20 protein-coding genes are annotated in these 22,555 nt (G+C 61.7%); 9 read left to right on the plus strand and 11 right to left on the minus strand.

Annotated elements, in window-relative coordinates; all coding sequences use genetic code 11:
- Window positions 1-8 precede the first annotated feature (8 nt).
- Window positions 9-398, minus strand: a complete 390-nt coding sequence (locus TX24_RS26990; protein ID WP_034134960.1) for a DUF2946 domain-containing protein — start codon at window positions 396-398, stop codon at window positions 9-11.
- Window positions 399-491: 93 nt separating this feature from the next.
- Between TX24_RS26990 and TX24_RS26995 the strand changes: the two genes are divergently transcribed.
- The 4 genes from TX24_RS26995 to TX24_RS27010 all read left to right on the plus strand — a co-directional run bounded on the left by TX24_RS26995 (window position 492) and on the right by TX24_RS27010 (window position 6,952).
- Window positions 492-929 (plus strand): DUF3995 domain-containing protein, encoded by a 438-nt coding sequence (locus TX24_RS26995; protein ID WP_057711786.1) that lies wholly within the window; start codon window positions 492-494, stop codon window positions 927-929.
- A gap of 232 nt (window positions 930-1,161) precedes the next feature.
- Window positions 1,162-2,328, plus strand: a complete 1,167-nt coding sequence (locus tag TX24_RS27000; RefSeq protein ID WP_057711787.1) for an efflux RND transporter periplasmic adaptor subunit — start codon at window positions 1,162-1,164, stop codon at window positions 2,326-2,328.
- Entirely contained in the window at window positions 2,325-5,501 is a 3,177-nt protein-coding gene (locus TX24_RS27005; protein ID WP_034134962.1) for an efflux RND transporter permease subunit, read from the plus strand. Before TX24_RS27000 ends, TX24_RS27005 begins: the two co-directional genes overlap by 4 nt.
- The gene (locus TX24_RS27010; RefSeq protein ID WP_003191645.1) at window positions 5,498-6,952 is read left to right on the plus strand and encodes an efflux transporter outer membrane subunit; all 1,455 of its coding nucleotides are present in this window, start codon (window positions 5,498-5,500) and stop codon (window positions 6,950-6,952) included. The genes TX24_RS27005 and TX24_RS27010 overlap by 4 nt, the downstream gene beginning before the upstream one ends.
- 264 nt (window positions 6,953-7,216) lie before the next feature.
- On the opposite strand, the gene TX24_RS27015 is transcribed toward TX24_RS27010, so the two are convergent.
- Both TX24_RS27015 and TX24_RS27020 read right to left on the minus strand, forming a co-directional pair.
- On the minus strand, window positions 7,217-8,509 hold the full coding sequence (locus TX24_RS27015; RefSeq protein WP_003191644.1) for a PQQ-dependent sugar dehydrogenase: 1,293 nt from the start codon (window positions 8,507-8,509) through the stop codon (window positions 7,217-7,219).
- Window positions 8,506-8,931, minus strand: a complete 426-nt coding sequence (locus TX24_RS27020) for a DUF2231 domain-containing protein (protein WP_057711788.1) — start codon at window positions 8,929-8,931, stop codon at window positions 8,506-8,508. The genes TX24_RS27015 and TX24_RS27020 overlap by 4 nt, the downstream gene beginning before the upstream one ends.
- Window positions 8,932-9,119: 188 nt before the next feature.
- Between TX24_RS27020 and TX24_RS27025 the strand changes: the two genes are divergently transcribed.
- From TX24_RS27025 to TX24_RS27035, 3 genes are read left to right on the plus strand one after another with little or no spacing between them, the layout of a single operon-like run.
- Window positions 9,120-9,599, plus strand: coding sequence for a P-loop nucleotide/nucleoside kinase family protein (locus TX24_RS27025; RefSeq protein WP_057711789.1), 480 nt, complete (start codon window positions 9,120-9,122; stop codon window positions 9,597-9,599).
- A complete protein-coding gene (locus TX24_RS27030; protein ID WP_057711790.1) occupies window positions 9,596-10,393 on the plus strand; it encodes a nucleotidyltransferase domain-containing protein in 798 nt (265 codons plus the stop codon). Before TX24_RS27025 ends, TX24_RS27030 begins: the two co-directional genes overlap by 4 nt.
- On the plus strand, window positions 10,386-10,835 hold the full coding sequence (locus tag TX24_RS27035) for an NUDIX hydrolase (protein ID WP_003191640.1): 450 nt from the start codon (window positions 10,386-10,388) through the stop codon (window positions 10,833-10,835). Before TX24_RS27030 ends, TX24_RS27035 begins: the two co-directional genes overlap by 8 nt.
- Window positions 10,836-10,897: 62 nt before the next feature.
- Here the strand turns inward: TX24_RS27035 and TX24_RS27040 are convergent, their stop codons facing one another.
- Window positions 10,898-11,458 (minus strand): cysteine hydrolase family protein, encoded by a 561-nt coding sequence (locus tag TX24_RS27040; protein ID WP_003191639.1) that lies wholly within the window; start codon window positions 11,456-11,458, stop codon window positions 10,898-10,900.
- A gap of 145 nt (window positions 11,459-11,603) precedes the next feature.
- Here TX24_RS27040 and TX24_RS27045 point away from each other — a divergent pair, with 145 nt between their 5' ends.
- Entirely contained in the window at window positions 11,604-13,802 is a 2,199-nt protein-coding gene (locus tag TX24_RS27045) for an OsmC domain/YcaO domain-containing protein (RefSeq protein WP_057711791.1), read from the plus strand.
- A 122-nt stretch (window positions 13,803-13,924) separates the two neighbouring features.
- Here the strand turns inward: TX24_RS27045 and TX24_RS27050 are convergent, their stop codons facing one another.
- From TX24_RS27050 to TX24_RS27070, 5 genes are all read right to left on the minus strand, one after another.
- Complete coding sequence (locus TX24_RS27050) at window positions 13,925-15,091, minus strand: cystathionine gamma-synthase (protein ID WP_057711792.1); 1,167 nt, start codon at window positions 15,089-15,091, stop codon at window positions 13,925-13,927.
- The gene (locus TX24_RS27055; RefSeq protein WP_034134969.1) at window positions 15,088-16,464 is read right to left on the minus strand and encodes a pyridoxal-phosphate dependent enzyme; all 1,377 of its coding nucleotides are present in this window, start codon (window positions 16,462-16,464) and stop codon (window positions 15,088-15,090) included. Before TX24_RS27055 ends, TX24_RS27050 begins: the two co-directional genes overlap by 4 nt.
- 671 nt (window positions 16,465-17,135) lie before the next feature.
- Complete coding sequence (locus TX24_RS27060) at window positions 17,136-17,618, minus strand: VOC family protein (protein ID WP_003191632.1); 483 nt, start codon at window positions 17,616-17,618, stop codon at window positions 17,136-17,138.
- A gap of 65 nt (window positions 17,619-17,683) precedes the next feature.
- Window positions 17,684-18,403: an SDR family NAD(P)-dependent oxidoreductase gene (locus TX24_RS27065; RefSeq protein ID WP_003191630.1), complete on the minus strand. Its 720-nt coding sequence runs from the start codon at window positions 18,401-18,403 to the stop codon at window positions 17,684-17,686.
- 64 nt (window positions 18,404-18,467) lie between these two features.
- Window positions 18,468-19,652, minus strand: a complete 1,185-nt coding sequence (locus TX24_RS27070) for an MFS transporter (RefSeq protein WP_034135712.1) — start codon at window positions 19,650-19,652, stop codon at window positions 18,468-18,470.
- Between the two features lie 94 nt (window positions 19,653-19,746).
- Between TX24_RS27070 and TX24_RS27075 the strand changes: the two genes are divergently transcribed.
- On the plus strand, window positions 19,747-20,640 hold the full coding sequence (locus TX24_RS27075) for a LysR family transcriptional regulator (protein ID WP_057711793.1): 894 nt from the start codon (window positions 19,747-19,749) through the stop codon (window positions 20,638-20,640).
- Between the two features lie 267 nt (window positions 20,641-20,907).
- Here the strand turns inward: TX24_RS27075 and TX24_RS27080 are convergent, their stop codons facing one another.
- Together TX24_RS27080 and TX24_RS27085 are read right to left on the minus strand one after the other, a co-directional pair.
- Window positions 20,908-21,291, minus strand: coding sequence for a nuclear transport factor 2 family protein (locus TX24_RS27080; protein ID WP_057711794.1), 384 nt, complete (start codon window positions 21,289-21,291; stop codon window positions 20,908-20,910).
- Between the two features lie 144 nt (window positions 21,292-21,435).
- A complete protein-coding gene (locus TX24_RS27085) occupies window positions 21,436-22,539 on the minus strand; it encodes an alkene reductase (RefSeq protein ID WP_044270781.1) in 1,104 nt (367 codons plus the stop codon).
- Window positions 22,540-22,555 lie beyond the last annotated feature (16 nt).

The following is a 22,555-nucleotide window of genomic DNA, read 5'->3' on the forward strand; positions in this document are numbered from 1 at the left end:
CGCAGGGATCAGGCGACGGCAGGTGGCGCGCGGGGATTAGCCGCAGGCCAGGTGAAGCGGGCGGGAATGTCAGCAGCAAGCACCACCGCAGCAGGCGGCGCATGGGGTTGTGGCAGCACCGCCACGTTCAGGTGGGAATTGAGCGCCGGGCCCATGCCGCCGGTAGAGCACAGCGGGCAACCAAATGCCTTGGATAGCGTGGGCAGGTTTTCGTCTGTCGAGTTGCTGGGCAGCGGCGCCTGGGTACGTGGGTCGACCGTACAGAACTGGCCGCTGATGCCGTTGAGCTGCATCCCCACCATCTGCCCATGACCAATGCTGCAGGCGAACACATTGAACAGGACGCAGCAGTAAAGCATCCAGGCAATGAGTGAGCGGTCGGCACGGGCGAGTTTCATGGGGTGGCACTTTATCATCAGCGACCGACGAAATGCCTGCAAAAAATCTCAGGGCGACTATCCTCATTCGCACATTTTTGTGGAGCGCCGACCATGAGCTTTGTCATTGCGCGATGGATCGTCGGGGTATTTACCTTCATCAGCATGGTGCATTTGTATTGGGCTGCGGGTGGCAAGCTCGGCAGCCTGGCCGCTATCCCGCAACTGCCCGGAGAGTTCGCCAGCGGGCCGAGGCCGGCGTTCAAACCGTCGGCGCTGGGCACTTTTCTGGTGGCGATGGGGCTGGTGGCGATTGCCTTGCTTGTGTGCCTGCGCGCCGGGTTGTATTTCTCGCCGGTGTCCCACGGGGCGTTGCAGTGGGGCATCAGCGCGATTGCCGTGCTGATGTTTGCCCGGGCGATCGGGGATTCGGAGCTGGTGGGGCTTTTCAAGAAGGTCGGCGGGTCGAAGTTTGCTCGCCTGGATACGTATTTTTACTCCCCGTTGTGCCTGGTGTTGGGCGCAGGCTTGTTGGTAGTCGCCTGGACCTGACTGTAGGAGCGAGCTCGCTCGCGAAAAACGTCAACGATGACGCGTTCTTCCTGAATAAGCGCGGCGCTTGTGAGTTTTTCGCGAGCAAGCTCGCTCCTACCTGTTTAACCCTCCAGATATTTCTCAGACAAAACACACCCCCGGTTTTATAGCGCTTGACCTTCCCAGTATGGCAAGCCGGATAAAAACCCCAAGTGTCGATTTGTCTTGAAAATTCCAAGGAGGGTGAACGATGTACACCAAACCAGTAAGCCTGATTGCCGGCGCGTTGGCCGTAGCGTTAACGCTGGGCGGATGCTCGGACAAGGCGCCGCCAGCCGCAGCCGCCCAACCACCTAGTGTGCCGGTGGCCCAGGTGGTGGCGCGGGCGGTGACGCCGTTTGTGGAGTACACCGGTTCATTGACCGCCATCGACCAGGTTCAATTGCGCCCGCGAGTCAGTGGCTATCTGCAAAGTGTCAGCGTGCCCGAAGGCCAGTTCGTGGCCAAGGGCAGCCCGTTGTTTGTGATCGATCCGCGCATGTTCCAGGCGGCAGTGAACGCCGCCAAGGCGCGCTTGCGCGAGGCCGAGGCCAATGCATCACTGGCCCAGGCCGAGCATGGCCGCGCCGAGCAGTTGTTTGCCAAGAAGGTGGTGGCGCGTGATCGCCTCGACACCGCCGTTGCTTCGCTGAATGCCGGCAGGGCCCAGGTGGAAGCCGCCAGGGCGGCGCTAGACACGGCCCAACTGGACCTGAGCTACACCCGCGTCACCGCGCCTATCAGCGGGCGCATCGACCGCGCACTGGTGACGCAAGGCAACTATGTCACCCGTGGGGAAACACCCCTGACCACAATTGTCTCCATCGACCCCTTGCATGTGTATTTCGATGTGGATGAACGCACCTACCTGCATTCGCTGGCCGCGACGCGGCAGCATGCCGGGTCCAAGGGTGAACAAGCCGCCAAGGTCATGGTGGCAATGCTCAATGACACCACCTATGCACGCGCCGGGCGCGTGGACTTTCTGGCCAACTCGGCCGACCGCAAGACCGGCACCGTGCGCGTGCGTGCGGTGGTGGCGAACCCGGATGGACGCTTGACGCCGGGGCTGTTCGCCAAGGTCAAGCTGGATACCGGCACGGCGCAACCCCGGGTGTTGATTGCCGACCATTCCATCGGCACCGACCAGGGCCGCCGTTATGTGCTGGTAGTGGGTGAGGGTGACAAGACCGAATACCGCCCGGTCGAACTGGGCCCGGTGGTCGACGGCCTGCGGGTCATCGAACAGGGCCTGCAACCGGGCGAGCGCATTGTCGTCAAAGGCCTGGTGCGGCCGGGCATGCAGGTAACACCACTGGCCGCCAGCATCGAGGGCAAGCCGCTTGAGGCGCCGCTGGCGGTGGGGGGCGTGCAATGAGCTTCCCACGCTTTTTCATCGACCGACCGATATTCGCCATCGTCCTCTCGGTGTTGATGATGATCGGCGGCATCGTGGCCTTCTTCCATTTGCCGTTGAGCGAATACCCCGCCGTCACGCCGCCCACGGTGCAAGTGACTGCGTCGTATCCGGGGGCCAACCCGCAGGTAATTGCCGAGACAGTGGCAGCGCCGCTGGAACAGGTGATCACCGGGGTCGAGGGCATGCTTTACATGACCTCGCAGTCGGCCACCGACGGCCGCATGATCCTGACCGCGACCTTCGCCCAGGGCACCAACGCGGATATGGCCCAGATCCAGGTGCAGAACCGTGTGTCGCGGGCTTTGCCGCGCTTGCCCGAAGAGGTACAGCGCCTGGGCGTGGTCACGCAGAAAACCTCGCCGGACATCCTCATGGTGGTCCACCTGCTGTCCCCGGACCAACGTTATGACCCGCTCTACATCTCCAACTATGCCTACCTGCAGGTGCGCGATGAGTTGTCGCGGCTGCCGGGGATCAACGATGTGCTGGTGTGGGGCGCGGGTGAATACAGCATGCGCCTGTGGCTCGACCCGGACCTGATCGCCGCCCGTGGCTTGACCGCCGGCGATGTGATTGGCGCCGTGCGCGAGCAGAACGTGCAAGTGGCGGCGGGCTCGGTCGGCCAGTCGCCGGATTCCACTGCGGCCTTTCAGGTCACGGTCAATACCCTGGGGCGCTTGACGGACGAAGAGCAGTTTGGCGACATCATCATTCGCACCGGCGATAACGGTCAGGTCACGCGTTTGCGCGATGTGGCCCGTATCGAGATGGGCGCCGATGCCTACGCGCTGCGCAGCCTGTTGGACGGCGAGCCGGCGGTGGCCTTGCAGATCATCCAGAGCCCTGGGGCCAACGCCCTCGATGTGGCGCAGTCGGTGCGCGACACCATGCAGCGCCTGCAGGCCAACTTCCCGGAAGGGCTGGTGTCGCGGATTGCCTACGACCCCACCGTGTTTGTGCGCGCTTCGCTGGAGTCGGTGGCCATCACGCTGATGGAAGCGATCCTGTTGGTGGTGATTGTGGTGGTGGTGTTCCTGCGCAACTGGCGCGCGTCGCTGATCCCCTTGATGGCCGTGCCGGTGTCGATCATCGGCACCTTCGCGGTCATGCACCTGATGGGCTTCTCCCTCAACACCTTGTCGCTGTTCGGCCTGGTGCTGTCGATTGGCATCGTGGTCGACGATGCCATCGTGGTGGTCGAGAACGTCGAGCGGCATATCGAGAACGGCGAGGAGCCGATGCAAGCTGCACGACGGGCCATGGGCGAGGTCACCGGCCCTATCATTGCGATCACCTCGGTGCTGGCGGCCGTGTTCATTCCCACCGCGTTTCTCAGCGGCCTGCAAGGCGAGTTCTATCGGCAGTTTGCGCTGACCATCGCGATTTCCACCATCCTCTCGGCGGTCAACTCGTTAACCCTCAGCCCGGCGCTGGCCGGCCTGTTGTTGCGGCCGCGGCATGCCGCCGTGGCGCCCGACCCGCGTAGCCTGCGCGGTCGCGCCACGCGACTGCTGGAGGTACTGGGCCGGCCGTTCCAGCGTGCGCCGCAAGCCTATGGCAACACCGTGCGCAAGGTTGTCGGCCGCCGCGGCGTGGCGCTGTTGGCCTACGGCGGCTTGCTGGCGTTGACCTGGTTTGGGTTCAACGCGGTACCGGCCGGCTTCGTGCCGATGCAAGACAAATACTATCTGGTCGGCATCGCCCAACTGCCGAACGCGGCCTCGTTGGAGCGTACCGATGCGGTGGTGCGGCAAATGTCGAAAATCGCCCTGGATGAACCGGGGGTCGAGAGTGTGGTGGCGTTCCCGGGGCTGTCGGTCAACGGTTTCGTCAACGTCCCGAATGCGGCGGTAATGTTCGTCATGCTTGATCCGTTCAAGGAGCGCACCTCGCCGGATATGGCAGCGGTCGCCATCGCCGGGCGCCTGCAAGCCAAGTTTGCGAGCATCCCCGACGGCTTCCTCGGCGTATTCCCACCGCCGCCGGTACCGGGGCTCGGGGTGACCGGGGGCTTCAAGCTGCAGGTCGAAGACCGTGGCGGCGTCGGGCTTGAGGCGTTGGTGCAGCAGACCCAAATGCTGATGACCAAAGCCACTGAGTCAGGCCAGGTGGCCGGGTTGATGACCAGCCTGGACGTCAACGCGCCGCAACTGAATGTCGACATCGACCGCACCCAGGTCAAGAGCCAGGGCGTGCGCCTGGCGGATGTGTTCGAGTCGCTGCAGGTCTACCTGGGGTCGCTGTATGTCAACGACTTCAACCGGTTTGGCCGCACCTACAAAGTCACGGCACAGGCCGATGCAGACCACCGCATGCAGGCCGAAGCCATCGGCCGTCTGCAGGTGCGCAATGCCGCCGGCGACATGCTGCCGTTGTCGGCATTTGTCACGGTCACGCCGAGCTCCGGGCCTGACCGGGTGATTCACTACAACGGCTATCCGTCGGCGGATATCTCTGGCGGCGCGATGCCAGGGGTCAGCTCGGGGCAGGCGGTTGCGCTTATGGAACGCTTGGCCCAGGAGGTACTGCCCGAGGGCGTGACCTATGAATGGACAGACCTTACCTACCAGCAAAAACTTGCCGGGTCATCGGCCCTGTTTATTTTCCCGCTGTGTGTGTTGCTGGCGTATCTGATCCTCGCCGCGCAGTACAACAGTTGGCTGCTGCCGTTGGCGGTGTTGCTGATCGTGCCCATGTGCCTGCTCAGCGCAATCCTCGGCGTGTGGCTGGTGGACGGCGACAACAACGTGTTCGTGCAGATCGGGTTGGTGGTGCTGGTGGGCCTGGCGGCGAAGAACGCCATCCTGATCGTCGAGTTTGCCCGCAGCCTCGAAGCCGAAGGCGCCAGCCCCTTGGAGGCGGTGATCCACGCGTGTCAATTGCGCCTGCGGCCTATTTTGATGACGTCTCTGGCGTTTATCGCCGGCGTGGTGCCGCTGGTGTTTGCCAGTGGGGCAGGCGCCGAGATGCGCCATGCCATGGGGGTGGCGGTGTTTGCCGGGATGTTGGGCGTGACGCTGTTCGGCCTGTTCCTGACGCCGGTGTTCTATGTGGTGATGCGCAGCCTGGCGCTGCGCGTGGAGCGCCAGGGGGCGAGCCCTAAGGTGCAGCTAAAGGAGAGCGCATCATGAAACAGGCGTATCCAGCGTTTGTGTTGTCGTTGACCCTGCTGGCTGGTTGCGGTTCGGTGGGGCCGGACTATTCCGCGCCGGTGCTGCCCGCTGCGCAACGGGCGACGAGCTTTGGCGCGCCCATCGCCGGGCTTGGTCCGGGCGAGGTGGAGGTGCAGTGGTGGCAGGTGTTTGATGAGCCGGCACTGAGCCAATTGATCCAGCAGGCACTGGCGGCCAACCACGACATCGGCATCGCCGCCGCACGCCTGGACGAAGCCAAGGCGCTGCTGCGTGAAAGCCGCCAAGGCTTCCTGCCCAGCGGCGGCGCCGCCCTGGGCTACGAGCATCGCAAGCGCAGCGAGGTCCAGACCCCGTTCGGCGAGCAGCGCTCCATTGAAACCACCCGCGCGGCGGTGGATGCGGCCTGGGAAATCGACTTGTTTGGCCGCGTGCGTCGCTCGGTGGAGGCGGCCCAGGCCCAGGCGGGGTCGCGTCAGGCGTTATTGCGCAACGTGCAAGCGAGCGTCGCGGCGACTGTCGCGGCCACCTGGTTTGACCTGCAAGGCATCGAAGCCGAGCAGGCCGTGGTTGCGGATATCAGCCAGAGCCAGCGCGACAGCCTGGGCCTGGTGGGGCAGATGGTCAGCGTCGGCGCCGCCACCGAATTCGACCGGCTGCGCGCCGAGGCCTTGTTGCGCAATGTGGAGGCGGTAGCGCCTGACCTGGAGCGACGTCGCGCCAGGGCAACCAACGCGCTGGCGGTGCTGCTGGGGCAAGCGCCTCAAGGGTTCAAGCCACCGCAGGCCCGGCCTGGGCGTGAAACCTTGAACCTGCGCACGCTGCAGGTGGGAGACCCAGCTGGCTTGCTGGCGCGCCGCGCCGACATCGCCGCGGCCGAACGCACGCTGGCGGCCGCGACCGCGCAGATCGGCGTGGAAACCGCTGGTTTGTATCCGGACATTCAGGTGCAGGGCTCCATCGGTTTGCTGGCCGGAAGCCTCAGCGCCCTGGGCGATGCGGGCATGCAGTCGAACTTTATCGCGCCGGTGATTCGCTGGTCGCTGCTGGACACCGGGCGCGTACGTGCGCGGATTGCCGCCAGCGAGGCGCGCACCCAGGCGGCCTTGATCGCTTATGACCAGACCGTGTTGCGGGCCCTGCAGGAAACCGATGATGCGTTCCAGGCCAACCGCACGGCCGGCAACACCCTGGGCTTGCGGCTGCTGGAGGCGGCCGCCAATCGTGAGGCCGCCAGCTTTGCGCGCGAGCGGTTTGCGCAAGGCGAGGGTGTGTACCTGGATGTGCTTGAGGCTGAACGTGCCGACTTCACCAGCCGCCGCGCATTGACCGCGGCGCGCACGGAGCAGCGCTTGGCGGTGGTGGGGATCTATAAGGCGCTGGGGGGCGGCTGGGAGATCTGTGAGCGGGCGGGGCAGGCGTGTAGCGGGGCTGCTGCTGTGTTGCGGTAACGGCCAGGTATCACACAGCGATCAAATGACGGTGGGCCTGTGGGAGCGGGCTTGCTCGCGAAGGCGGTTTGTCAGTCACTGGATCTGCGACTGAACCACCGCTTTCGCAGGCAAGCTAGCTCCCACATTGGTTACGTATTGCCCACAAAATCAGCGCCTGGCACAGACCTTGTGTGCGCCCGATGTCAGCCTGACAGCCGAACAGCATGTTGGATCAAAACCGCCTACACATCAGTCTCACTACCTCTTTGCGTAGTTCCTCGATTATTGGTTACGTGTGACTCGCCAAACAGTATTGGCCAAGTCGTCAGCAATGATCAGCGCGCCTTTGGGGTCCACGGTCACTCCAACCGGGCGGCCACGGGTTTTGCCGTCGTCGCCGCGAAAGCCGGTGGCAAAGTCGATGGGCTCGCCCGCCGGCTTGCCGTTGCTGAACGGTACGAAGATCACTTTATAGCCCACTGGGTTGTCACGGTTCCAACTGCCGTGCTCGCCGACAAACACGCCGTCAGCGAATTTTTCACCCAGGGCGGGGATGGAGAAATCCACGCCTAAAGCGGCCACGTGGGAACCCAGGCTGTAATCGGGCTTGATCGCCGCAGCCACCTTGGCCGGGTTTTGCGGTTGTGCGCGGGGGTCGACGTTCTGGCCCCAGTAGCTGTAGGGCCAGCCGTAGAAGGCACCTTCGCGCACCGACGTCAGGTAGTCCGGCACCAGGTCGGGGCCCAGCTCATCGCGCTCGTTGACCACCGTCCACAGTTGCCCGGAACCCGGTTGGATGGTCAACGCCGTCGGGTTGCGCAGGCCCGTGGCGTAGGGTTTGTGCGCGCCGGTGGCCGCGTCGATCTGCCAGACCATCGCACGGTCGATCTCCACTTCCATGCCGCGTTCGGTGATGTTGCTGTTGGAACCGATGCCCACATACAGCTGACGCCCGTCCTCACTCACGGCCAACGACTTGGTCCAGTGATGGTTGATCTGCGCCGGCAGGTCGGTGACTTTGACCGGTGGCGCGCTGGCCTTGGTCTGGCCGTCGGCGTAGTCAAAACGCACCAGTGCATCCTGGTTGGCCACATACAGCTTGCCGTCGGCGAATGCCAGGCCGTAAGGGGCGTTGAGGTTATCGGCGAACACGGTCTTGAGTTCATAGGTGCCGTCACCGTCGGCGTCACGCAGCAGCGTAATGCGGTTGCCGCCTTTGACCTGGGTGTTGCCCTGGGCCTTGATCACACTGGCGATCACGTCCTTGGGCTTGAGCTTGGCCGCGCTGCCGCCACGGCCTTCGGCCACCAGGATATCGCCGTTGGGCAGCACCAGGGTCTGGCGCGGGATCGCAAGGTCCTTGGCGATGGCGGTCACGCTGTAGCCTTCGGGCACCTTGGGCTTTTGTTCGCCCCACGGTGTGGGCTCGGCAATCTTCATGCTCGGCAACAGGCTGCTTTGTTGCTCGGGCAGTTTGGGGTCAGGGCCGCGTGCCTGGGTCTTGTCACCTTCGCCGCCACAGGCACTCAGCAACAGGGCGGCGCTGAGCAGGGTCAGTGTGTTGAGTGGTTTCATCGGGCAGCTCCTGAGCGCAGGTTGGTCAAGCCGATCCAGGTGGCGACAATCGCCAGCACGGTGACAATCGCCGACAGCACCAAGCCAGCAGGCATCATGGCGTAGGCATCCTTGGCATGCTGAAAGGCGTTCACCAGCCCTAGCACCCAAGTGCCCAGCAACAGCAGGAAGTACGCCACCGGGCGTCCGCCCTTGTGTTCGGCACGCACCAGGTTGACCAGCGCAAACAGCAGGGCAAAGCCACAGAACACCAAGGCTCCAGCGATCAGCCAGGAGGCAAAATTGGCCCATTGGATCTGGTAGGTCTGGCCGTAGGCGATATCACTGAGCAAGGCTCCGAGAAACAACGGCACGGTGCCGGCAAGCAAAGTCCCGTGCAACGGCCCGGGCCTGACGACGGGGTAAGTGGGGAGGGTAGTCATGTCGGTGGCGGCTCCTTATCGTTCTGCACCCTGGACTCAGGGCGCGCTGACTTCGCATAGGAAAGGAGCCTGTCATTTGTCAGAAAGTTCATTGAGAGATGGCGATGTTTCCTGGCAGATGTACCTGGATGTGTTTACGACGCCAGCGTCATGACTCATCCTGTTTGGCCACAACAAGGAATCGTTTTATGCCAACCCTGCACCTGTTATGCGGCAAGATCGCCTCCGGTAAGTCCACACTCGCCAAAACCCTGGCTGCCGAGCATGGGGCCATTGTGCTCAGCGAAGACCAGTGGCTGGCCAGTCTCTACCCTGGTGAGATCCTGAGCATTGCCGACTACCTGCGCTGTGCCCAGCGGGTTCGTGGGGTACTTGAGCCGCTGGTGATCGATCTGTTGGCATGCGGCGTCAATGTGGTGCTGGATTTTCCGGCCAACACCCTCGTCAATCGTCAATGGTTGCTCGGCCTGGCCCAGGCAGCCAAGGTGCCGCACTGCCTGCATTACCTGGAGCTGGACGATGCCACCTGTCGTGCGCGCCTGCACGCGCGCAACGCCCGGGGTGAGCACGATTTTGCCGCCACCGATGCCGAGTTCGACCTGATCACTCGCCATTTCAGTGTGCCGAGTGAAGAGGAAGGTCTGGTGATTGAGGTGCACCGCCCGTGAACACCCAAAAATCTGCAGGCATTGATGTCGACGGCTATATCCTCACCGTTGCCGATCGGCCTATACAACCCGAGTTCCAGCCCCTGCTGACGGACATCTGCGCTACCTTGTCCCGGCCAGAACTGGGGCTGCACGGGATTTACCTATATGGCAGCATCGCACGGGGTGAAGGTGAGATCGGCGTTTCTGATCTTGACCTTTCGCTGATACTGGTCGAACCACCGAATGCGCCGGTGCTTGAACAATTGGAGTCGGCCCGACTCGCTTTGGAGCAACGGCATCCGAGCGTCACCAAGATCGACTTCGACATCGGCCACCGCGCCCAGGTGTTGGCGCCCGAAAACCGAAACAGTTGGGGCTTCTGGCTCAAACATCATTGCCGCTGTATCTGGGGCGAAGACCTGTCACTGCACTTCGAACCGTTTCGCCCGTCCTGCGCCATTGCCCTGGCGGTCAACGGCGATTTTGAACAGGCGCTCACGGCGTATCTGGTAGGTATCGAACAGGCCAGCACTGAGCAGGTACGCCATCGCTTGCAGCGGGAAGCATCGCGGGCCTTGATCCGCGCCACCCACACTCTGCGAGCGCAAGATGCGCAAACCTGGCCGCAAACCCTGGAAGAGTACGTCGGCCTGTTTGTTCAGCATTACCCGACCATGCGCGTGCAAATCGCCTACTTCCTGTTTGAGGCACGCAACCCGAGCGCCGAGGGCCAGGCATTTACGACACGCCTACGGGCGTTTCTGAGCTGGATGAATTCAGCAGTCATAGAAAGGAATCAATCTGATGCGTGAACGCAAAGCGGCACGATTACTGGTCATAAACCCTGCACAGCAAGTGTTGCTGTTTCGCTTCGTGCACAAAGAAGGCGCCTTGGCCGGCCAGGATTACTGGGCCACGCCGGGCGGTGGCGTTGAGGCCGGGGAGACCTTTCACAGCGCCGCGATTCGTGAGTTGCGCGAAGAGACGGGTATCACGGTCAGCAGCGTCGGGGAATGTGTAGCAGAGCGCAACGTGACCTTGATGCTACCCTGCGGCGAAACGGTGCTGGCGGTTGAGCGGTACTTCGTTGTGCATGCGCCCAGCGAGGCGTTATCCAGGGCCGAGTGGACGCAGCAGGAGGCACAGGTGATGGCGGACCATCGCTGGTGGTCGGCAGAGGCGCTGCGCGCAACGAGCGATACGGTATGGCCGCAAGCGTTGCCGCAAATGCTGGAGGATGCCGGGGTCTTTTAACCGTCCAGGCCGGCAAGCGGTCGCCATCGTGCGTTTGCCCTGATGCATGTCTGCATTGCTTATTAATGATTGGCCAGGATTTCACTCGTCTGGAACACCCTTGCATAGTCCATCGCCAAGTTGCTGAGCGACAAAGCATGCACATCTTCTGCCGCCCACAGGCGCCCCGACAAGTCGGTTTGGTCGAAGGTAAAACACGCATCCGCCGCCACGATCACGTCGAACCCCAGGTTGCCGCCCGAGCGTGCGGTGGACTCCACTGAATTGTTGGTGATGACGCCGACGATCACCAACTGCTGGATCGAGCGCAGGTGCAGCCAGCGCTCCAGGCCCGTGGCGCTGAACGCATCCGGTACGTTTTTTTCCACCACATGCTCGTGGGCCAGGGGGTGCAGCGCATCCTGGAACTCACAGCCGGGTTGGCCTGGCCGGAACACCGAAGCGTCAGCGCGGGATATATGCCGCACATGAATGATCGGGCGTTGCGCCTGGCGCCAGGCATTGAGCAATTGCTGTATGTGCAGCTCAGCGTCTGGGTTGTTGCGGCGGCCAAGGGTGGGATCGGCCATGCCTTTTTGCATATCGATGATCAACAGTGCGGCGTTCGTCGCTATCGGTTCCATGGCCTGTCCTGGCAGAGGTGAACATTATCTAACTAGTTGGAAGTTAGCACCGATCGGCAGCCCATACGCAAATCCCTGAGACTTCCCGGCGAAACGCTTCATAATGGCGGCCAATTTGTTTAGCTCGTTATTCTGGTGTGCCCGCATGGAAATTAAGGTCAACTTTCTCGACAACCTTCGGCTTGAAGCCAAGTTCGATGACTTCACGGTCATTGCCGACCAGCCCATCCGCTACAAGGGCGATGGCTCGGCACCTGGGCCATTCGACTACTTCCTGGCTTCGTCGGCGTTGTGTGCGGCGTACTTTGTGAAGTTGTACTGCCAGACGCGCAATATTCCCACCGAGAATATTCGCCTGTCGCAGAACAACATCGTCGACCCGGAAAACCGCTACAATCAGATTTTCAAGATCCAGGTCGAATTGCCCGCGGACATCTCCGACAAGGACCGCCAAGGCATCCTGCGTTCCATCGACCGCTGCACCGTGAAGAAAGTGGTGCAGGCCGGGCCGGAATTCGTGATTGAGGAAGTCGACAACCTCGACGCCGATGCCCAGGCGCTGTTGATGCCCAACTCCACGTCCGAGGCGGGCACCTACATTGCCGGCAAGGACCTGCCACTGGAACAGACCATCGCCAACATGTCGGCGATTCTCGCCGGCCTGGGCATGAAGATCGAGATCGCTTCGTGGCGCAATATCGTGCCCAACGTGTGGTCGCTGCACATCCGCGACGCCCATTCGCCGATGTGCTTTACCAACGGCAAGGGCGCGACGAAAGAAGGCGCGCTGGCGTCGGCGCTGGGCGAGTTCATCGAGCGCCTGAACTGCAACTTTTTCTACAACGACCAGTTCTGGGGCGAGGATCTGGCCAACGCGCCGTTCGTGCATTACCCGGACGAGCGTTGGTTCCAGCCGGGCTCCAACGATGAGTTGCCGAGTGAAATCCTCGATGCCTACTGCCTGAAAGTCTACAACCGCGAGGGCGAGCTGCGCGGTTCGCACCTGTTCGACACCAACTCCGGCAATGAGGCCCGTGGGATTGTCTCGCTGCCGTTCGTGCGCCAGTCCGATGGCGAGGTGGTGTATTTCCCGTCCAACCTGATCGAAAACCTCTACCTGAGCAACGGCATGAGCGCCGGCAACACCCTGGCCGAAGCCCAGGTGCAGTGCCTGTCGGAGATTTTCGAGCGGGCGGTGAAACGCGAAATCATCGAAGGCGAATTTGCGCTGCCAGATGTACCCGCCGAAGTGTTGGCCAAGTACCCAGGCATCCTGGCGGGCATCGAAGGCCTGGAAGCCCAGGGCTTTCCGGTGCTGGTCAAGGATGCGTCCCTGGGCGGTGAATTCCCAGTGATGTGCGTGACCTTGATGAACCCGCGCACCGGCGGCGTGTTTGCTTCGTTCGGCGCGCACCCCAGCCTGGAAGTGGCGCTGGAACGCAGCCTCACCGAGCTGCTGCAAGGCCGCAGCTTCGAAGGCTTGAACGACCTGCCGCAGCCGACCTTCGAAGGCCAGGCGGTCACCGAGCCGAACAACTTCGTCGAGCACTTTATCGATTCCAGCGGCGTGGTGTCGTGGCGCTTCTTCAGTGCCCAGTCCGATTATGAGTTCGTCGAGTGGGACTTCTCCGGCCAGGGCGAAGACTCCAACGCCCAGGAAGCCGCCACGCTGTTCGGCATCCTCGAAGGCATGGGCAAAGAGTCGTACATGGCGGTGTATGAGCACCTGGGCGCTACCGCCTGCCGCATCCTGGTGCCGGACTACTCGGAAATCTACCCCGTGGACGACCTGATCTGGGACAACACCAACAAGGCGCTGTTTTTCCGCGAAGACATCCTTAACCTGCACCGCCTCAACGAGGAGGAGCTGCAGGCGTTGGTCGAGCGCCTGATAGAAAGCGAGCTGGACGACTACACCGATATCACTACGTTGATTGGCATCGAGTTCGATGACAACACGGCGTGGGGCCAACTGACCATCCTGGAGCTCAAGCTGCTGATCTTCCTGGCCTTGCAGCAGTATGAAGAGGCCAAGGAGTGCGTGGAGATGTTCCTGCAGTACAACGACAACACGGTTGAGCGTGGGTTGTTTTACCAGGCGATGAACGCGGTGCTGGAGATGGAGTTGGATGACGACTTGGAACTGGCCGATTACGAGGCCAACTTCCGGCGCATGTTCGGTGATGAGCGCATGGACGCGGTGATCGGTTCGGTTAACGGCAGCGTGCGCTTTTATGGGCTGACGCCGACCAGCATGAAGCTGGAAGGCCTGGACCGGCATTTGCGCCTGATTGACAGCTACAAGAAGCTGCATGCAGCGCGGGCCAATATCACCCAAGGCTGACCCACACTGATCGTTCCCACGCTCCGCGTGGGAACGCATCCGGTGACGCTCTGCGTCACGCTTGGGGACGCAGAGCGTCCCGGGTGGCATTCCCACGCAGAGCGTGGGAACGATCATGGCGGTTAGATGTGGGCCAAGGCCTGCGCCAGGTCTGCGCGCAAATCCTCCACATCTTCAACCCCCACCGACAGCCGCACCAGCCCATCGCCAATGCCCAATTGCGCCCGCGTCGCCGCTGGAATGCTGGCATGGGTCATGATCGCCGGGTGTTCGATCAGGCTTTCCACGCCCCCCAGGCTCTCGGCCAGGGCGAAGATCTTCACGTTTTCCAGAAAGCGTGTCGCGCCGGCCAGGTCGCTGTTCAAGTCCACGGAAATCATCCCGCCAAACCCGCGCATCTGCTGTTTCGCCAGGTCGTGCTGTGGGTGGGATTCCAGCCCCGGGTAATGAACCCGCGACACTTGCGGCTGTTGTTCCAGCCAGGTGGCCAGGTCGAGGGCATTGCTGCAATGGCGCTCCATGCGAAGCGCCAGGGTTTTTACCCCGCGCAGGGTCAGGAAGGCATCGAACGGCCCGGCGATGGCGCCAATGGAGTTTTGCAGGAAGCCCAGGCGTTCGGCCAATTCAGCGTTGTCGCCAACCACAGCGATACCACCGATCACATCGGAATGCCCATTGAGGTATTTAGTGGTGGAGTGCACCACGATGTCGAAGCCCAGCTCCAGCGGGCGCTGGATCCAGGGGCTGGCAAAGGTGTTGTCGGCCACGCAGATAATCCCGCGGGCACGGCAGATGCGGGCCACGGCCCGCAGGTCGGTCAGGCTCAGCAGCGGGTTGCTAGGGGTTTCGACCCAGACCATGCGCGTGTCGTCCTGCAATGACGCTTCAAAGGCTGACAAGTCGCTGAGGTCGACATAGCTGAAGCGGTGCCCGGCACTGCGCTGGCGCACCTTGTCGAACAGCCGGAAGGTGCCGCCGTACAGGTCGTTGCCCGAGACGATATGCCCGCCGGCATCCAGCAGCTCCAACACAGTGGAGATCGCCGCCAGCCCCGAGGCAAACGCAAACGCCTGGCTGCCGCCTTCAAGGTCGGCCACGCAGCGTTCCAGGGCAAAACGCGTGGGGTTGTGGGAGCGGCCATAGTCAAAACCCTTGTGCACGCCGGGGCTGTCCTGCAGGTAGGTGGAGTTGGCGTAGATCGGTGGCATCAGCGCGCCCGTGGTCGGGTCGGGTGACTGCCCGGCGTGGATCACACGGGTGGCAAACGCGCTTTTATCGGGCTGGCTCATGCAAGGGATCTCCGTAGGTGGTTAAGCAGGTCGACGCGGGTGATCAGGCCATAAAAGCCTGAGGCGTCGGCAATGATGGCGACCAGGCCGCGATCCAGCTCGGCCTGAAGTTCGGCCAGGCTGGCGCTGGGGGCCAGGGTGTGCAGCGTATTGGTCATGGCGCTGGCGACGGTCATGGAGAAGTCCGCGGCGTCATGGTGCAGGCCCAGCAGGATGTCGGACTCGTCGATGACGCCCACCAGTGTCTGGCCATCGACCAGTACCGGCAGTTGCGACACGTCCGCCAGGCGCATGCGCTGGAAGGCGGTAAGCAGGGTGTCGTCGGGGCTTACGCTGATCACGCGGCCGTCTTCGAAGCGGCGCGCGATCAGGTCACGCAGGTCGCCGTAGTGCTTGTACTGCAACAGGCCGGCGTCGTTCATCCACTGGTCGTTGTAAACCTTCGACAGGTAGCGCGTGCCGGTGTCGCAGACAAAGGTCACCACGCGCTTGGGTTCGGTTTGCTCGCGGCAGTAGCGCAAGGCAGCGGCGAGCAGGGTGCCGGTGGATGAGCCGCCGAGGATACCTTCGGCCTTGAGCAATTGGCGGGCGTGGTCGAAGCTGTCGGCATCGCTGATGGAGTAGGCGTGGCGCACGCTGGACAGGTCGGCGATCGAGGGGATGAAGTCCTCGCCGATGCCTTCCACCGCCCAGGAACCTGGGGTTTCCAACTTGCCGCTGCGGCTGTATTCGGCCATTACCGAGCCGACCGGGTCGGCCAGTACCATGGCCAACTCGGGTTGCACGCGCTTGAAGAAACGCGTGAGGCCGGTGAGGGTGCCGGCCGAGCCGACGCCCACCACAATCGCGTCCACATCGTGCTGGGTTTGCGCCCAGATCTCCGGCGCGGTGCTGGTCTCGTGGGCCAAGGGGTTGGCCGGGTTATTGAACTGGTCGGCGAAGAACGAGCCTGGAATATCTTTGGCCAAACGTGCCGCCACATCCTGGTAATACTCGGGATGGCCCTTGCCCACATCGGAGCGGGTGATATGCACCTCGGCGCCCATGGCCTTGAGGTGCAGCACCTTTTCCGTGGACATCTTGTCGGGCACCACCAACACCACCCGGTAACCCTTGGCCCGGCCCACCAGCGCGAGGCCCAGGCCGGTATTACCGGCGGTGGCTTCAATGATGGTACCGCCAGGGCGCAAACGACCATCGCGCTCGGCAGCGTCGATCATCGCCAGGCCGATGCGGTCCTTGATGGAACCGCCGGGGTTTTGCGATTCAAGCTTGAGAAACAGCGTGCAGGGGCCGGTATCGAAGCGGCTGACCTTGACCAGCGGGGTATTGCCGATCAGCTCGAGTACGGCAGGGCGGGAAGGCGTGGGCATGTCGTCTCCTGGTTACGGGATGGGCGTAGGGCGAGGGACAGCAAAAAAACAGCATGGCTTGGAACATAGGCCGGTATCGCCGGTGTCGCAACTGGGCGTCCGTTGGATGACTTTTTTTGCCGCATGGGGGGAAGGCGCGCAATCAAACGGTGGGAGCGGGCTTGCTCGCTAAGGCGGCCTGACAGCCAACGCTTATCTACCTGATGCCCTGTGAAATGTGGGAGCTGGCTTGCCTGCGAAGACGGCCTGAAAGTCTGCCGGAATGTTGGCTCAGGCCGAGTACATATCCGTTATTTAGGTAACGGCCACTTAGGGTTCCGCTCTGACAGCGGCTCACTTTTGAAAAGAGCCGGAATGCCGGCCCAGCCAAAAGTAAGCAAAAGGCTCTTGCCCCACCACTCGGCACCTCGCTTAGGCTCGGTGTGCCCGTAATCCGCCAGTGATTTGGGGGGCCGCCCCAAATCCCTGTCGAATTCCGGCCAGCGTGGTTTGACGGGGCGCTTAAGATCAAAAGCAGAGCAAGATCAAGAGCGGCACGCTTCGCATCGTGGTTACGGTTGAGCATATACCTATGCCTTCATGTGGGAGCGCGCTTGCTCGCGAAAGCGGTGGGTCAGTTTTCACATGTGTGGCGGATACATCGCCTTCGCGAGCAAGCCCGCTCCCACAGTTCAGTTCCCGGCAATGGCGGCTTCGATGGTAGCGATGTCGATTTTGGACATGGTCATCATCGCTTCAAATGCACGCTTGGCGACGGCAGGATCTTTACTGGTAACTGCATTGACCAACACCCTCGGCGAGATCTGCCACGACAGCCCCCACCTGTCCTTGCACCAACCGCAAGCACTCGCCTGCCCACCGTTGTCGATGATGGCATGCCACAAGCGGTCGGTTTCCTCCTGGTCATCCGTGGAGACCTGAAAGGAAAACGCCTCACTGTGCTTGAACATGGGGCCGCCATTGAGGCCCACGCAGGGGATACCCAGCACGGTGAATTCCACGGTCAACTCATCGCCCTGCTTGCCGGCCGGGTAGTCGCCAGGCGCACGGTGTACGGCCTTTACTTCGCTGTTGGGGAAGGTGTTGGCGTAGAAGGTCGCTGCCTCCAGGGCATCGCCGTTGTACCAGAGGCAAATCGTATTCTTGTTGTTCATCGCAAGGCTCCTCGGGTTGAAAGGTGCATGAAGTCTAGACGATAGCCACAGACGTTCTTCCCCGTCTAAAACCGCTCATCCAGAATCGCCGGCAAGGTGATGTCCTTGACGAAGCTGGCCGAGGACAAGCTCAGCGTCATGCGCACCACCTGCACCACGTCATGTACAGGGATCAACTGACCTTCACCGCGTTGCGCCGCCACTGTGATCGGTGTGCTCAACGGGTCTTCGGTGTTCAGGTCACCGAGGTTCAGGCAGGTCACGCCCAGGCGCTGATGCCGATAACCTTCACGCAAGGCATCGGCAATCCCGCGCAGCGCAAACTTGGAGGCACCGAAGGCCACCTCTGGGCGACCACTTTGCGGCAGGCCGGAGGTGGAGCCGGTCAGGATGATCCGTGGGTTGGCGCTGCCGAGCAGCACCGGCAGCAGGCGTTTGATCAGCAACAGGGTAGAGGTGATATTGCACGTGACAATGGCTTCGAGTTGCTCATCACTGTCGGCCAAAAAGTTGTACGCCGGATCGAAGGCAAACTCTTCCCAGATACCCAGGTTGTAGATCAGGGTATCCAGCCCGCTCTCGACCACCGAAGCTTCAATGGTCTGAGCAGCTTTGGCGGGTTCGGCCAGGTTGGCTTCGATCCAGTGCACCTGCACATCAGCCTTGTGGTTGAGCTGGTCAGGACGGCTGCGGGATACACCGATCAGCGTATCCCCGGCTTCGCCCAACCCTTCGATCAGGGCTTTGCCCAGGCCTTTGCTGGCGCCAACTACCATGGTTTTCATTACGCGTCTCCTTGACTGGAGGGCGTAGTTATAAGGCAGTTGGGTGGGGCTTTCCAGCGTGTACTTACGCTTGCACCGCTTCCGGGCAAGTCCGCAAACCTGCACGCCGCGCACGCCAGCCCAAACCCAGCACCATCAGCAAACCCAGCCCAGCCATGATCGCGCCTGCCAGTGAAATGGCCGGATAGCCCAACCCGGCATTGATCACCGCACCCCCCAACGCCGCACCAATCGCATTCCCAAAATTGAACGCACCGATGTTCATCGCCGAAGCCAGGTTAGGCGCGTCCTTTGCTGCCTCCATCACCCGCATCTGCAACGGCGGCACCAGGGCAAAGCTGGCAGCGCCCCACAGCAGGATCGACAGCGCCGCAGGCAGCGGCCACTGCATAAGGACCGAGAAGGCCAACAGCACGGCAATCAACACCACCAGCGAGATGATCAGGGTGCGGTCCACCGAGCGGTCCGCAGACTTGCCACCCCACACATTGCCCAGGGTGAGCCCGACTCCGAACAGCACCAGCATCCCGGTGACGAAGTTGGTCGAAGCGTGGGTGACGTCGCGCAGAATCGGCGCGATGTAGGTGAATACCGTAAACATCGCACTTGAGCCCACCACGGTCAGCGCCAACGCGGCCAGCACCGGCCCGCGACCCAGCACACGGATTTCCGCCATCAGCCCGCCACCCTTGGGCGCGGGAGTATTGGGCAATGCCCACCACAGCGCCGCCATGACCACCGCGCCGAGCCCACTGATGCCCCAGAACGCGGTACGCCAACCGAAGTTCTCGCCAAACCAGGTCGCCAGGGGCACGCCGCCAATGGTTGCGAGGGTCAGCCCCATGAACATCGCCGCCACAGCGCCCGCGCGCTTCTCGGGCGCCACCAGGCTTGCGGCCACAATCGAGCCAATCCCAAAGAACGCTCCATGATTAAGCGACGTCACCAGCCTGGCGATCATCAGCGTCTGGTAGTTGCTGGCCAACGCTGACAGCAAATTACCCAGGGTAAAAATCGCCATCAGCCCGATCAGCAGATAACGGCGGGGCACCCTGGCCGTCGCCAGGGTCATGATCGGCGCGCCAATCAACACGCCCATGGCGTAGGCGCTCACCAACAGGCCCGCAGCGGGAATGGAGACATCAAGATCAGCGGCGATACCGGGCAACATGCCCATAGGGGCAAACTCTGTGACCCCGATGCCAAAGGCACCGACGGACAATGCTACAAGGGGGGGATTGATACGCATGGGTGACTCCTCATCTGTGAGCCAAATGCTACAATCCTGCCTTTTGCAGCAGTAGCCCTCGGTTGGGAACTACAGCTTTGCGCAGGAGGCACAAATGGACATCGGCGGGCGTTCGGGAGAGATGGAAGTCTTCACCATGGTCGCCGAGCACGGCAGCCTGTCGGGCGCGGCCAGGGCGTTGGGACTGACCCCATCGGCCATCAGCCGCATCATCACCCGCACCGAACAGCGCATCGGCACCCGTCTGCTGCTGCGCACCACCCGCGCCATCACCTTCACCGCTGAAGGCGAAGCCTACCTGCGCGGCGCCCGGCGCATCCTCGCCGACATGGCTGAAGTCGAAGACGCCATCACCGACCAGGGCGCCCCACGCGGACGCCTGCGCGTCAGCGCCGCACTGGCCCACGGCCGCATGACCATCGTCCCCCTGATCGCCGCCTTCAGCGCCCGCTACCCCGCCATCGTCGTCGACCTGATGCTCGGCGACGAAGTCGTAGACATCCTCGGCGGCCAGGCCGACGTCGCCATCCGCTTCGGCCCCCTCGCCGACAGCCCCCTGACCGCTCGCCTTATCGGCTCTACCGGGCAGGTTATCGTCGCCTCACCGGACTACCTGGCACGGCATGGCACCCCCGTGACGCCGCAGGATTTACTGCAACACAACTGCCTGCGCTTCAACTTCCGCAGAGCGGCGCCGGATTGGCCGTTTCGGGTGGAGGGGCGGGAGTTTTCGTTGAAGGTGGCGGGGACGATTGAGGGAAATAGCGGCGAGGCATTGGCGCAGTTGGCGAAGCTGGGGGCGGGGGTGGCGAGGATTGGGGCGTTTAGTGTGGTGGAGGAGGTGAGGCGGGGGGAGTTGGTGGTGTTGCTGGAGGAGTTTAATCCTGGAGATGTGGAGCCGATTCATGCGGTGTTTGTGGGGGGAGGGGCGATGCCGGCGCGGGTTAGGGCGTTTGTGGATTTTTTGGTGGAGAGGCATGGCGTTTGAGGATGTGTTGGTTTGGATTTTTGGGGAGGCGGGCTGACCGGCGGATTTCGGCCTATTGTGTTGAAAAGTCGCTTTATGGCCTGATTGTGTGCGTCATTAAATGGCGGCCTGTTTTATTACTTTGTTCGCGTGCGGTTAGGCGGTAGAAGTCAGCGGATTTCAGGCGGTGCGCTGGACGCACAGTGCAGCGCCGCTCGGCTGCGAATAAAAAACACGACAGATAGGGATGAAAACCTCATCTGTCGCGGGCTCAAGGAAGGTAGATATTCAAGGCGCGACGTGGGTGTGGAAGATCTTGCTGACGACCGTCCACTTGCCATCGACTTTCAGCAGGTTAAAGAAATCTGTAAAGCAAAAGCCCGATACGTCATTGGTGTCGATGCGCGCGCTGGCAGCGGTGCCTACGATGTCGATTTTGACGATTACGCCTTGAGCTTCAGGAGACGGGCGGAACGCGCTGTCAATGCCATCGAACAATGTCTGAATCGGGCCCCCGGTCAGCTTACCGTCGCCATCGACGCTAAACATTGTTGCTTGCTCACTGAAAGCTGGTTTCATGATGCTGCTTTTGGCCTGCTTGCAGCCTTCGTTGTATTTGTTCAGTACCTCGACGATGGCTTGATATTCCGGCACATAAGTAGGTTTGTTCATGTTTGTACTCCTGGCTGTTAATTCGAATCATGTTAAAAAAACCAGCCACTGCTGGCTGGCATTCAGATCAATCCCTGAGACCATCCGCAGCGGCATTCACCGCTGGGGCCCAAGGTCTCACTTTTTGAATGTTGCTCAGTTGGCTTATCCCGCGAGCGTAGGCCAATCGGTGTAACCCTTTGCGCCGTTACCGTAATAGGTTTCGCGTGGCGCAACAGTGAGTTCTGCACCTTCTTTTAATCGACGAACCAAATCCGGATTAGCAATAAACGGGCGGCCAAAAGCGACTGCATCGACCTTGCCTTCAGCACGGCGGGTAACGGCCAGTTCGATGTCGTAATTGTTATTGCCGATGTATGGGCCTTTGAATCCTCTACGTAACGCATCGAGATCTACGTTCTCGGGAACAGTGCGTGACGTAGCGGTGGCGCCCTCGACAAAATGCATGTAGGCGAGTTGGAAGCGATTCAGTTGCTCAATCAGATAGCCATAGGTTTGCATTACCTGGCTGTCCAAGGGCGTGTTGCCGGCATCTGGCGTCACGGGAGAGAGGCGAATGCCAACGCGGTCATGCCCCCAGATCTCGACGACTGCTGCGGTTACTTCCAGCGTGAGTCGTGTGCGATTCTCAATCGAACCACCATATTGGTCGGTTCGCTGATTGGTAGAGTCGCGCAGGAACTGATCGAGCAAATAGCTATTGGCAGAGTGCACTTCTACACCATCAAAACCGGCGTGTTTTGCGCATGCGGCGGCGTGTCGGTACTGCTCGATAATGCCTGGGATTTCGGATGTTTCCAGCGCTCGCGGCATGGAGACGTCCATCATTCCCATTTCAGTGAAGGTCTGGCCTTCGGCTTTAATCGCCGAGGGCGCTACCGGTGCCGTGCCATCGGGCTGCAGGTCCACATGCGAGAAGCGCCCCACATGCCACAGTTGGCAAACAATAAGTCCACCAGCGGCATGCACTGCATCTGTCACCTGTTTCCAGCCTGCTACGTGCTCTTCAGTCCAGATGCCTGGCGTCAATGCATACCCACGCGCTTGCGCGGAAATATTGGTCGCTTCACTAATGATCAGACCGGCGCTGGCACGTTGTGCATAGTAGAGAGCGTGCATTTCGTTGGGGACGCCTTTTGGCCCCATGCGGCTGCGCGTTAACGGGGCCATGACAACGCGGTTAGCCAGAGATAAGGCTCCTAAAGTCATTGGAGTGAAAAGATCCGTTGATGGGCGGTTGAGCGTCATTGTGATTCCTAAAGAT

Origin of the sequence: Pseudomonas lactis, from assembly GCF_001439845.1 — a bacterium.
In the GTDB taxonomy this organism is placed as follows: Bacteria; Pseudomonadota; Gammaproteobacteria; order Pseudomonadales; family Pseudomonadaceae; genus Aquipseudomonas; species Aquipseudomonas lactis.

Coding starts and splice junctions, on each gene's coding strand:
- TX24_RS26990 (WP_034134960.1), bottom strand. CDS start 398: ATGAAACTCGCCCGTGCCGACCGCTCACTCATTGCCTGGATGCTTTAC.
- TX24_RS26995 (WP_057711786.1), top strand. CDS start 492: ATGAGCTTTGTCATTGCGCGATGGATCGTCGGGGTATTTACCTTCATC.
- TX24_RS27000 (WP_057711787.1), top strand. CDS start 1,162: ATGTACACCAAACCAGTAAGCCTGATTGCCGGCGCGTTGGCCGTAGCG.
- TX24_RS27005 (WP_034134962.1), top strand. CDS start 2,325: ATGAGCTTCCCACGCTTTTTCATCGACCGACCGATATTCGCCATCGTC.
- TX24_RS27010 (WP_003191645.1), top strand. CDS start 5,498: ATGAAACAGGCGTATCCAGCGTTTGTGTTGTCGTTGACCCTGCTGGCT.
- TX24_RS27015 (WP_003191644.1), bottom strand. CDS start 8,509: ATGAAACCACTCAACACACTGACCCTGCTCAGCGCCGCCCTGTTGCTG.
- TX24_RS27020 (WP_057711788.1), bottom strand. CDS start 8,931: ATGACTACCCTCCCCACTTACCCCGTCGTCAGGCCCGGGCCGTTGCAC.
- TX24_RS27025 (WP_057711789.1), top strand. CDS start 9,120: ATGCCAACCCTGCACCTGTTATGCGGCAAGATCGCCTCCGGTAAGTCC.
- TX24_RS27035 (WP_003191640.1), top strand. CDS start 10,386: ATGCGTGAACGCAAAGCGGCACGATTACTGGTCATAAACCCTGCACAG.
- TX24_RS27040 (WP_003191639.1), bottom strand. CDS start 11,458: ATGGAACCGATAGCGACGAACGCCGCACTGTTGATCATCGATATGCAA.
- TX24_RS27045 (WP_057711791.1), top strand. CDS start 11,604: ATGGAAATTAAGGTCAACTTTCTCGACAACCTTCGGCTTGAAGCCAAG.
- TX24_RS27050 (WP_057711792.1), bottom strand. CDS start 15,091: ATGAGCCAGCCCGATAAAAGCGCGTTTGCCACCCGTGTGATCCACGCC.
- TX24_RS27055 (WP_034134969.1), bottom strand. CDS start 16,464: ATGCCCACGCCTTCCCGCCCTGCCGTACTCGAGCTGATCGGCAATACC.
- TX24_RS27060 (WP_003191632.1), bottom strand. CDS start 17,618: ATGAACAACAAGAATACGATTTGCCTCTGGTACAACGGCGATGCCCTG.
- TX24_RS27065 (WP_003191630.1), bottom strand. CDS start 18,403: ATGAAAACCATGGTAGTTGGCGCCAGCAAAGGCCTGGGCAAAGCCCTG.
- TX24_RS27070 (WP_034135712.1), bottom strand. CDS start 19,652: ATGCGTATCAATCCCCCCCTTGTAGCATTGTCCGTCGGTGCCTTTGGC.
- TX24_RS27075 (WP_057711793.1), top strand. CDS start 19,747: ATGGACATCGGCGGGCGTTCGGGAGAGATGGAAGTCTTCACCATGGTC.
- TX24_RS27080 (WP_057711794.1), bottom strand. CDS start 21,291: ATGAACAAACCTACTTATGTGCCGGAATATCAAGCCATCGTCGAGGTA.
- TX24_RS27085 (WP_044270781.1), bottom strand. CDS start 22,539: ATGACGCTCAACCGCCCATCAACGGATCTTTTCACTCCAATGACTTTA.